The 2387-nt window shown below is 61.7% G+C and carries 2 protein-coding genes; both read left to right on the forward strand.

Annotated features, from left to right (window positions below; genetic code table 11):
• Positions 1-220: hypothetical protein (locus tag ELY13_RS15250; protein WP_206436095.1), on the forward strand; the 220-nt coding region annotated here is incomplete at its 5' end.
• A gap of 131 nt (positions 221-351) precedes the next feature.
• A partial coding sequence (gene glgX / locus ELY13_RS14850) for a glycogen debranching protein GlgX (RefSeq protein WP_126174648.1) occupies positions 352-2387 on the forward strand: 2036 nt, incomplete at its 3' end.

Genomic DNA, 2387 nt, shown 5'->3' on the forward strand with positions numbered 1-2387 from the left:
TCACCTCACCCGTGCGCTCAAACGGCGCCTAAGCATCCACATTATCGAGCCCTTCCCCACATGGATGACGACCGAGCATCAAGGTTGCAGCTCGCGAGTTGCCGTCGAGGGCGCAAAGAAGGGGCCGCAGATTCGAGAACAAAGGCCAGTGCTCGTCAAGACGACATTGTACATGGATGGTGCAGCAGCAATCACTGAGCCGCGCCTTGCAGGCGCGTAGATGATCCATGCGCCGGAGAGGTCAGAACCCATCCACCGCCGATCAGCTGGTGCCGCTAGGCTACGCGGATCTCGGACGGATACAACGCGCTAATTACGGGTTGTGCGAGAGCCGCAAACAAGGAGACGCGCGTGACGGATTTTGCCGCTCAGCTTAAGGAAGGTCTGCCTTATCCTCGAGGTGCCACATGGGACGGGAAAGGCACGAATTTCGCGCTGTTTTCGGCTAACGCCACGAAAGTCGAGCTTTGCCTGTTCGATGCCGACGGCAAGGCCGAGATCGAGCGGGTCACCCTCCCCGAATATACCGACCAAGTTTTCCATGGCTATCTGCCCGATGTGAAGCCCGGCCAATTCTATGGCTACCGCGTTCACGGCCCCTACCAGCCGGAGGCAGGCCATCGGTTCAATCCGAACAAGCTCTTGCTTGATCCTTATGCGCGCGCTCACGCCGGCACGCTGGAATGGAATGCGGCCCTGTTTGGGTACCAGATGGAGAGCGGTGACGACCTTACCTTCGATGAACGCGACAGTGCGCCGTTCATGCCCAAGTGCGTCGTGGTTGATCCCAATTTCGACTGGCGTGGCCAATCGGACAAGCGCGCCACTCCCTGGGACCAGACGGTCGTATATGAGGCGCACGTCAAGGGGCTCACCATCCGCCATCCGGGCGTCCCTGAGCACCTGCGCGGAACCTATCCCGGCCTGGGCGAAAAGGCCGTGCTCGATCACATCAAAGCGCTAGGCGTTTCGTCCGTCGAGCTGCTCCCGGTCCATGCATTCGTACAGGATAGTCAGCTGGTCGAGAAAGGCCTCGCCAATTACTGGGGCTACAATTCGATCGGCTTCTTCGCGCCCGAGACGCGCTACGCCCATGACGTCGCCAACTCGCTCCGTGAGTTCAAGGAGATGGTTGCGCGCTTCCACGAGAACGATCTCGAGGTGATCCTGGACGTCGTCTACAACCACACCGCGGAAGGGAACGAGCTGGGCCCGACGCTGTCGTTCAAAGGCATCGACAACGCGACCTACTACCGCCTCCTCCCCGATCAGCCGCGCTACTACATCAACGACACAGGCACCGGAAACACCGTCAACCTCAGCCATCCGCGCGTGATCCAGCTGGTCACCGACAGCCTGCGATATTGGGCCGAGGAAATGCATGTCGACGGCTTCCGCTTCGATCTTGGCACCATTCTCGCCCGCGAGCCGCATGGGTTCGACGAGCAGTCCGGCTTCCTGCGCGCGGTCGGCCAGGATCCGACGCTGGCGACCGTCAAGCTGATCGCGGAGCCCTGGGATATCGGCCCCGGCGGGTATCAGGTCGGGTCGTTCCCGCCGGGCTGGGCCGAGTGGAACGACAAGTATCGCGACACGGTGCGCGATTTCTGGCGAGGCGAGGCCAACGTGGCCGAGCTCGCGCCGCGTCTGTGCGCATCACCGCAGGAATACAATCACAGCGGTCGTCGCTCCTGGGCGTGCGTCAACTTCATCACCGCGCATGACGGCTTCACGCTCAACGACGTCGTCAGCTACGACGGCAAGCACAACGACGCGAACGGCGAGGATGGTAAGGACGGGTCCGACGACAATCGATCCTGGAATTGCGGTGTCGAAGGCGAAACGGACGACGCCGAGGTTCTTGCCTTGCGCGAACGTCAGATCCGCAACTTCTTGGCAACCCTGCTGCTGAGTCAAGGCACCCCGATGTTGCTCGCCGGCGACGAGTTCGGGCGGACGCAGGGCGGCAATAACAATGCATACTGCCAGGACAGCGAGATCGGCTGGCTGGACTGGGACATAAAGGAGAAGGGCCGGGGGCTTATCGCATTCACCCGCAAACTGACGGCGCTGCGTCGCCACTTCCCGGTGCTTCATCGCGCCCGGTTCCTAGTCGGCGAGGTAAACGAAGAACTTGGCGTTAAAGACGTCACCTGGATCAGTCCTGCCGGCACGGAAATGGGAGCAGCCGAATGGGAGGATGTCAGCGCCCGGTGCGTCGGCATGATGATCGATGGCAGGGCGCGCGTCACGGGTTTGCGTCGGCGCGGCGAAGACGAGACCCTGCTGATCATCTTCAACGCCTGGCATGATCTCATCAACTTCACGCTGCCCGACACGGCGGGCGCAGAGGGATGGGAGCGGCTGATCGACACCAACGCCCCCGA

Origin of the sequence: Altericroceibacterium xinjiangense (genome assembly GCF_003958635.1) — a bacterium.
GTDB lineage: Bacteria > Pseudomonadota > Alphaproteobacteria > Sphingomonadales > Sphingomonadaceae > Altericroceibacterium_A > Altericroceibacterium_A xinjiangense.